This window comes from Allobaculum fili, from assembly GCF_020969955.1.
GTDB classification, from domain to species: domain Bacteria; phylum Bacillota_I; class Bacilli_A; order Erysipelotrichales; family Erysipelotrichaceae; genus Allobaculum; species Allobaculum fili.
In genome coordinates this window covers 1-8,316 of sequence record NZ_JAHDSX010000066.1, presented here as the reverse complement: position 1 = coordinate 8,316, position 8,316 = coordinate 1, and the positions used below count along the sequence as shown (strand labels likewise).

Genomic DNA, 8,316 nt, shown 5'->3' with positions numbered 1-8,316 from the left:
TCATGAAAGGTAAATAATTATCATTATGAATTATTTGCGTAACGTGCTTTTCCAGTGCTCTGGTACAAAGCGATTCTATCAGGAATCGAAATTGCGAAGAGAAATTCATTAAAAATAATAAAAGAGGGCTCAACGAGCCCTCATCCATATTTCAACTAACCAAGGGTGGGCCGCCGCGCGCGGGGGCCTATGAATGAAAAAAGAGCCTTCGTTTGGACGGCTGTCCAGACAAAGACTGTTTTTTTGGATGGGTTTGTGATTATTCAACTTTTTCGAAATCGGATTTCGAAGCTCCGCAAAGAGGGCAAACCCAGTCTTCAGGAAGATCTTCGAATGCGGTTCCAGCTGGGATGCCGTTATCGGGATCGCCGACAGCCGGATCGTACTCATATCCGCAAAGTGTGCAAACGTACTTGTCCATTGTGTATCTCCTTTATGTTTAAAACCACATAAAGTATACCATGGAACCGTTTGGTCAAAGTCCGAAAAGCCGCTGTTTTTACCGGGAGAGAAGGCAATTTAAAAATCGGCCGTCTCCAGAGAATGCAGAGGGGATAAAATCCGAAAAGTGCGATGGCAAAAAGAATTTAGAGACAGGGAATCAGAGTGCTGATCGAGGGAGCAGAACCGGACTCACAGTAAGACAAACGCATGCTGTACCTTTTGAACTTAGCGTTTTGTCCTGGGCAGAAAGTGCATAGAAACTGATTTCAAATCCATCAGACCTGAGGCCGTTAATTCGCCTCAGGTTTTCCTTTGTCTGTATTGCTGTTTCAGCTGCGATTTAAAAGCAGCCCTGCGCTAAATATGGCAGGAAAAAAGCCTGAATTCTCTTCCTGGTCTGGATTGGAATCCGCCAATCCGCCTGGTATCCTGGCATTAAACGGAGGAAAGAAAAATGTCCAATTCTGAGCCAATTCCAAAAATCGAGAAATACGAAAACATTGAAGTGCTGGTGCCTTCGCTGGATTTGATGGCGGGGAAAATTCTGTATGAATATCTCTTTGAAAGCAAAGGGGTAGTCCAGATTGAAATCGAACTTCTGGGTGATCAGTATTTTCGAGGATTTCTTCCCAAATGCATTCTGAATTATTATGGAGTCAACACCGATCCCAGCTGCGGAAACCGCGGACTGTATAAATACTATTCGTACCAGGATGTCATGGAGCACCTGCTTTTTTCTTTGGATCCGAAGACCCGCCAGATCGGCGAGCGTATATTTGCATATCACAATCCTTACGGGACACTTGCCTGAAACCAAGTGGAAGCCTTCTCTTTGACTTACTCACCTTTCAAAGAGGCTTCCGTGATCGGTTCGCCCGTGCTCTTTAATCGCTCTGCCTGTAAGTCTTTCTTTTTCTGCGTGCTGGGTCGCATGCAACGTACCTTTGCAAAAACGGCGTTTCTTTCCGATCGGCTTTTATGCCGCAGGGAAGAAACGCCGTTTTATTACTGGGGAAAAGAATGGGCCAGAGAAGGGGTTATTTAGCTTTGAGCGTCACCAGATCTTTCATTCCATCGGTGAGATAAATATCGAAAGTATCGGTGGAAAGATCCGGGGTTACGTTCACGGTTCCTTTATCGACGATCCAGATGGCCTGCAGACCGATCTTTTTACAGAGAGCTAGGCCGTCTTCAACGCTCATGCAAAACAGAGCGGTCGACATGCCGTCGCAGTAGGCAGAATCCTGATCCACGACGGTAACGGAGCGCATGTAACGGGCTGGATAGCCGGTGGTCGGATCGACAATATGGGCGTAGCGCTGTCCGTCAATCAGGACGTAACGCTGATAGTCGCCGGATGTTACAAAGCAGGAGGGATCTGCAAGCGAGCAGGTGAGAAGGGAATCGCTGCCATCCGGATCCTGAATGCCGACTTTCCAGTTTTTGCCGTCCGGCTTGTGGCCGATCAGAACGACGTTGCCGCCGGCATTGATCAGGCCTTCTTCCAGACCGGCTTCGACCAGACGATCGGCAGCCAGCTGTGCGGTATAGCCTTTGGCAATAGCACCAAAATCGAGGGCGGCGTCTTCGCCGGTCAGCGTGATGGTGTTTCCATCGACTTTAACGCCGTTCACGGAATCTTTGTTGATGGCATCTTCGACTTCCTGTGCAGAAGGAAGGACAGGATCACTCTCGTCCATGACCGCTCGCCATAAGGCGGTGAGATTGCCCTGCGCCGGATCGAACTTGTTATTGACGGCATGAATCTGAAGGGCGTCGTTGTAGACTTCGATCATTTTTTCGTCCACTTCAAAAGGCGTATTGCGCGGGGCGTTATTGATCGTGTACAGGCTGACGACGGTATCGTCGGCTGGCGGGTTGACGGCATCAAAGATGGCCGAACATTCCAGAAAGGTATCGCGGACGATCTGAAGCCAGCGGTCAAAATCGGCTTCATTGCTGGTGGTCTTGAAGGTGACCGGGGTATCGAATCCGACATCAATCATCGTTGTCGAGCGCGACTGCACTTCGCCTTTGGATGCGTCTTTGGGCGAAGAAAGATATAGCGTAAAGGAAATCGTCAGCGCCAGTACGCAGATGGCGGCAACAATCCAGGCACCGATATGGTTTTTGTGCTCTGGTCTGTTTTTTTCCTTTTCTTTATTGCTATCTTTATCGTTTTCCTCTAGATCGTTTTTGTTTTCGGAATCGTTTTTGAACTCGGATTTGTTTTGGGACGAGAAATTTTCGTTTTCGTTCTCTTTTAAATTTTCGGTATTTGTATTCGTCTGGGCTTCCTCTCCGGCAGCTGCAGGAGCGTCTGACGATGCTGAAGCGTTTTGATCGTTTTCGTTTGGCATAATTTTCTTTCCTATTTTATATGGGTAAGTATGGATCGTAAGCAGGGAACTCCGGGCAGGCCGTAAGAACTGCGAACTCGCCGAAATGGACGAATCCGTCTGGAGGTTCCGTTTGGTGTTCCGTCAGGGCGTTTTTCCAGGTTGCAGGGATAGCACCGGAATCTGCGCGAGGAGAACTGGTCTGTTTTGCAGAATGCGCAGGCAGACCGGTAACAGTATACCGGATTTTGAAACAGGGCTTCCGTTTAAGCAAGACTTCCCGTATGTCGAAAATTCGGCTCGACTCTGCAAATTTTCCATTCTGACGTCTGCAGGGAAAGGTCTGGGCATGCGCTTTGGCGCTCTGTATCGCTCTGTATGGGGAAGGCAAAGTCCTGGATGCGTTCGACAGGGAATCCACAATCCGCAGACACCAGATACGAATTGTCAAATAAATGTGTTAGCCGCATTTGATTTTCTATGCAATGGTTACTAAAATTGGGTTGAACTGCATTGAAAGGAAGAAAAGTATGTCACTTTTATTAGGGCCAATGTGTCAGCACATCCCTGGTAGAAAAGGATTGACGGATCACAGCGATGCGAAAACTCTCATGCCGAAAAAGGAAGTTTATATTCCTCTTTTCGCAGGCAACAATTCGCAGGTTGAAATCCTCGTCAATGAAGGAGACCACGTAAAGATCGGTACCCGTCTTGCCAATACCAAATCGGCATTTCCGGTTCCTGTTTACTCTTCGGTTTCCGGTATCTACAAAGGAACTGTCAAACGGCCTCATAACAGTCTGAAACCTCAGCCGCACATGGTGATTGAGCTGGATGCTGTCCAGGAAAAACAGCAGGCTTTTGAACCGCTTGACTGGACTCGCGCGAGTCACGAAGAGATGGTCGAATTTGTTAAGAACGCCGGTATCATCGGTCAGGGCGGTGCCGGCTTCCCGACCTACGTGAAGTATCTGAACGTGGAAAAAATCGACACCCTCATTATCAACGCCGTGGAATGTGAACCGTATATTACCGCGGACTACAAATGCATCATGGATGAAGTACAGGACTTCGTACATGGCGTGCGCATTCTGCAGAAAATGGCAGAAGTCAAAACCGTAAAAATCGGTGTCAAGAAAACGCACCCGGACCTGATTAACTACATCCGTGAAGAAATCAGCCGTGAAAACGCAGCCGGCATCGAAGTAACCCCTGTACCCGATGTCTACCCAATGGGCGGCGAACGTACCCTGATCCGTACGATTCTCAAGAGAGAATACGATCGTCTCCCTGGCGAATGCGGCGTTATCGTAAACAACGCGGAAACCGCGATTCTGGTTGCGCACGCTTTTGAAAACGGCGAAGCGCTCTCCAAGAAATACGTAACCTTCTCCGGTGAAGGGCTGAAGTATCCGGTAAACGTTTTTGTACCGGTCGGCATGTGCGTGGCGGAAATCATCGAACAGCTCGGCGGCTTCATCGAAAAAGTGGATTCGCTCAAGCTGATTGCCGGCGGTCCAATGATGGGCAAGGCCATGGTTTCCGATCAGATCTGCATTGACCGCGCCATGAACGCGATCACCGTTCTGAAAAACGAAAACGAGCCGGAAATGACCTGCATGCGTTGCGGACGCTGTACCGCACACTGCCCGATGGGCCTGCAGCCGGTTCGCATTTCCAATGCGGTCAAGGCCAACGACACCGTGGAAATGGAAAAACGCGGTGCGATGCTCTGTATCGAATGCGGCCTGTGCACCTATGTCTGCCCAAGCCACATTCAGGTTACCGAAAATGTCCGCAAAGCCAAGCGTACGATGGCTATGAAGGCGAAGAGAAAGTAGAGGGATACGAGAATGAAATTTGCCTTTCATGTAAGCCCGAACCTTCAGTCGTCGAATTCCACGCAGAAAATCATGCGCAATCTGACCATTGGTCTTCTGATTGTGTTTGCGGCTTCCGATATTTATTACTTCGTTCGCTGGGGTGCAGCGTTCGGTCTGCAGGCGCTTCTGCTTCTAGGCTGCTCGCTGATCACCACCTTCGTGTGCGAAGCTATCTTTGCGAAAGTAAAGAAAGAGAACATCAAGGATTTCATCACCCACTCCTTTGGATGGGTAACGTCCCTGATTCTCGTTATGATGTGCCCGATCACCATCCCGCCTTATGCGGTAATTATCGCGACGATCTTTGCGATCGTATTTGGCCGTCTGGTGTTCGGCGGATTTGGATTTAACATTTTCAACCCGGCTGCTGTAGGCCGTGCAGTCATCTTTGCTTCCTTCTCCGGTGCAGCGACCGCGTCTCTGGTTACAACCAGTGCAACCCCGACTACGCTGATGGCCAACGCCTTCAACTGGCTGCCGGGAACCGAAGCGGCGCTGGATGCCTACCTCGATTCCGTAGGCGGATGGTCGAGCCTGTTCATGGGCTTCTACCCTGGTGCAATCGGTGAAACGATGTCTCTGCTGATCCTTCTGATCGGCATCTGGCTTATTGTCAAAAACGTCATCGACTGGCGTATTCCTGTGTTCTATCTTGGAACCATCGCGGTGATCTCCATGATTATCGCCATTGCGACCGGAATCGAATCCTGGCACGGTGTTCCCGGATTCATCTGGTACCCTCTGCTTCACCTGCTGACGGGCGGCGTTATTTTCGGCGGCGTATTCATGCTGACCGATCCGGTAACGATGCCGACCGTTCCATCCGGACGCATTTTCTTTGCGATGTGCGCAGCGGCCATTACCGTTCTGATTCGTGTAAAAGGCAACCTGCCGGAAGGATGCATGTACTCCATTCTGATCATGAATACCTTCACGCCGATGATTGAATCCGCTCTGGACGCTCCGCAGCTCAAACAGATGAAAAAGGCCTGGACCATGATTGCCTGCGCTGCTGTATTTGCCGTGTGCGTCGGCTTCTATGGTGCTACGGAAAAACCGCAGAGAGCCATTCCGTCTGAACTGAAGGAAACCGCTGTACTCGTAATGAATACAGAAAACGAAGGGAAGGGGGCGTAAGTCATGAAAAAAGACAGTCCAGCTTACCTGGCCATCTTCCTGGCCGTCGTTGCTGCCATCGCAGGCGGCGCGCTCTCCTTTGCCAACTCCATGACCGCTCCGGTCATCAAGTCCAATGATGAAAAAGCCGAAAAGGCTTCGCTTCTGGAAATGTATCCGGAAGCTTCCGTGGACGACTTCAAGGTCGTAGATACCGCCGACATCACACCGGACAACCCGGAAGTCGAAGGCGTTTACACCTATGAAGGAAATATTGTCATCTTCAAGTGCACTGTAGCCGGCTATGACGGCGGAACCACGTTCCTTGTCGGCATTAACAATGACGACGGAACGATCAGCGCCTTCAAGGCCATTTCCAACGGCGACACCAAAGGCATCGGTTCGCAGATTATGGATGAGCCGTTTGCGCAGTCCATTATCGGAAAGGATGCTGCCGGAGAACTCGATACCATTTCCGGTGCCACAAGGACTTCTCAGCCTGTAGTCGATGCCATTAACAAATGTGCAGAGCTGGCTTCTGAAGTAGAATAGGAGACCGTCAGATGAATCGAATGCAAAACTTCAAAAACGGTCTGATCAAGGAAAACCCTGTTTTCGGACTGTACCTTGGCCTTTGCTCTACTCTGGCCATTACCACAAGTCTTAACAATGCGATTGGTATGGGTGTTGCGGTAATCTGCGTTCTGATTGTTTCCAACATGATCATTTCCGCAATCCGCAAGCTTGTTCCCGACGATATCCGTATCCCGGTTTATATCGTCATCATCGCTACGCTTGTAAAAATTATCCAGCTGCTGATTAAGGCGTATGCCTCGGCTCTGGATACTTCTCTTGGCGTCTTCATTCCGCTGATCGTTGTAAACTGCATCATCCTTGGCCGTGCCGAAGCCTTCGCTTCCAAAAACGGTGTATGGGATTCCGCACTCGACGGTCTGGGAATGGGTCTTGGCTATCTGCTCGCCGTACTGGCCATGTCTCTGATCCGTCAGATTCTGTCCACTGGCGTTCTGTCCATGACCAACCCGTTCAACGAGGCGCAGACGCTCTTCTCCATTACTCTGATTCCGGAAAGCTTTACCATTTCTCTGTTTGGTTCTCCGGTGGGTGCCTTTGTTACCTTTGCCTGCCTGGCTGCTGCACTGACAGCCTATAAGAGCCATGCAGCCAAAAAAGAAGAAGCTGCCCAGAAAGCACAGAAAGAGGCAGCCGCTAAAGCAGCGGCAGCCGGAAAGGCGGCTTAATGTATGATCGGTGAACTGATTGCTCTTCTGATCACTTCCGTTCTGCTCAACAACGCGATTCTGAACCAGTTCCTGGGTCTCTGCCCGTTCATGGGTGTATCCAGAAAGAAATCGAGCGCGCTGGGCATGGGCATGGCGGTTGTCTTCGTCATTTTCGCAGCCGGTGTTGTAACCTACGCGCTTTACTACCTGGTTCTTGTTCCTCTCAAACTGGAATACATGGACCTGGTTACTTTTATTCTTGTTATCGCTTCGCTTGTACAGCTCACGGAAATGTTCCTCAAAAAGAAGTCACCTGCTCTGTACAAATCCCTAGGTGTTTATCTGCCGCTGATCACGACCAACTGCGTTGTACTCAACGTCTGCCTGGTTAACATCTCCAACGGATACGACATTGCACACATGCTCGTATACACAATCGGTACTCCGTTAGGCTTCGCTCTGGTGCTGTACATCTTCTCCTGCATCCGCGAACGTCTCGATACCGCTGATGTTCCTGCCTGCTTTAAAGGCAACCCTGTCGCTCTGATCGTTGCCGGCCTCATGGCCATGGCCTTCTCCGGACTGACAGGAATCATTTAATGGATAACATCGGACGTATTCTTCTGGCGATCCTGTTTTTCGGAGCGCTGGTCGGTCTGTATGTCTTCCTGTTTCTTAAAAACAGAAAGACACCGAAGCCGGAAGGATGCGAAAATCTCACTCCGGACTGTTCGGGCTGCCGGGATCTCTCGTGCCCGAACCATCCTAAAGAAGAAAGTTGAGGTCACATGATGGTACAGGCTATTCTGATGATGCTCGTTCTGGGCGCCATTCTGGGCGCAGGACTTGGCGTCGCTGCCAAAGTATTCCATGTGGAACCCGATACGCGTGTTGAGTTTGTTACCTCCAAGCTGCCAGGCTACAACTGCGGCGGCTGCGGCTATCCAGGCTGCAGCGGTTTCGCGGACGCCATGGTCAGCGGAGATACCGACTCCTGGAAGTGCAAACCGTGCAAAGCGGATGCCAAAGCCGAAATTATCGACTACCTGAAAAACACACCGGGTCCAGACGGAAAAACCGTTACGATCAAAGGTTAATTTCGATACAGAATACAGAAGGACGCTGCGGCGTCCTTTTTTATATTCACAGTAGTGAAACCGCTTTTTTGTAAGTGTCAAACAATCGACGGGTATACGCGAGACTGAATATTAGATACGCTAAACGGGATCCCTTTCGAGATCCCGCTTGGCGTATTTTTTATTCTTCATCGTTTTCTTCATACTTCGGATC

Annotated in this window: 10 protein-coding genes; 8 read left to right on the top strand and 2 right to left on the bottom strand. The window is 49.9% G+C overall.

Annotated features, from left to right (window positions below):
• Positions 1–259: 259 nt before the first annotated feature.
• On the bottom strand, positions 260–421 hold the full coding sequence (gene rd, locus Afil_RS10095) for a rubredoxin (protein WP_230268435.1): 162 nt from the start codon (positions 419–421) through the stop codon (positions 260–262).
• 477 nt (positions 422–898) lie between these two features.
• Here rd and Afil_RS10090 point away from each other — a divergent pair, with 477 nt between their 5' ends.
• On the top strand, positions 899–1,255 hold the full coding sequence (locus tag Afil_RS10090; RefSeq protein WP_230268434.1) for a hypothetical protein: 357 nt from the start codon (positions 899–901) through the stop codon (positions 1,253–1,255).
• Positions 1,256–1,481: 226 nt separating this feature from the next.
• Here the strand turns inward: Afil_RS10090 and Afil_RS10085 are convergent, their stop codons facing one another.
• Entirely contained in the window at positions 1,482–2,804 is a 1,323-nt protein-coding gene (locus tag Afil_RS10085) for an FAD:protein FMN transferase (protein WP_230268433.1), read from the bottom strand.
• 509 nt (positions 2,805–3,313) lie between these two features.
• Here Afil_RS10085 and Afil_RS10080 point away from each other — a divergent pair.
• Genes Afil_RS10080 through Afil_RS10050 form a run of 7 tightly spaced genes read left to right on the top strand, consistent with a single transcriptional unit; the run spans position 3,314 to position 8,123 of the window.
• A complete protein-coding gene (locus Afil_RS10080; RefSeq protein ID WP_230268432.1) occupies positions 3,314–4,624 on the top strand; it encodes an RnfC family protein in 1,311 nt (436 codons plus the stop codon).
• Between the two features lie 12 nt (positions 4,625–4,636).
• Positions 4,637–5,803, top strand: a complete 1,167-nt coding sequence (locus Afil_RS10075; protein ID WP_230268431.1) for an RnfABCDGE type electron transport complex subunit D — start codon at positions 4,637–4,639, stop codon at positions 5,801–5,803.
• A gap of 3 nt (positions 5,804–5,806) precedes the next feature.
• A complete protein-coding gene (locus tag Afil_RS10070) occupies positions 5,807–6,334 on the top strand; it encodes an FMN-binding protein (RefSeq protein WP_230268430.1) in 528 nt (175 codons plus the stop codon).
• 11 nt (positions 6,335–6,345) lie between these two features.
• A complete protein-coding gene (gene rsxE / locus Afil_RS10065) occupies positions 6,346–7,044 on the top strand; it encodes an electron transport complex subunit RsxE (protein WP_230268429.1) in 699 nt (232 codons plus the stop codon).
• Between the two features lie 3 nt (positions 7,045–7,047).
• Entirely contained in the window at positions 7,048–7,626 is a 579-nt protein-coding gene (locus tag Afil_RS10060) for an electron transport complex protein RnfA (RefSeq protein ID WP_230268428.1), read from the top strand.
• Positions 7,626–7,808, top strand: coding sequence for a hypothetical protein (locus tag Afil_RS10055; RefSeq protein ID WP_230268427.1), 183 nt, complete (start codon positions 7,626–7,628; stop codon positions 7,806–7,808). The genes Afil_RS10060 and Afil_RS10055 overlap by 1 nt, the downstream gene beginning before the upstream one ends.
• A 6-nt stretch (positions 7,809–7,814) precedes the next feature.
• Positions 7,815–8,123, top strand: coding sequence for a (Fe-S)-binding protein (locus tag Afil_RS10050; protein ID WP_439647327.1), 309 nt, complete (start codon positions 7,815–7,817; stop codon positions 8,121–8,123).
• Positions 8,124–8,316 lie beyond the last annotated feature (193 nt).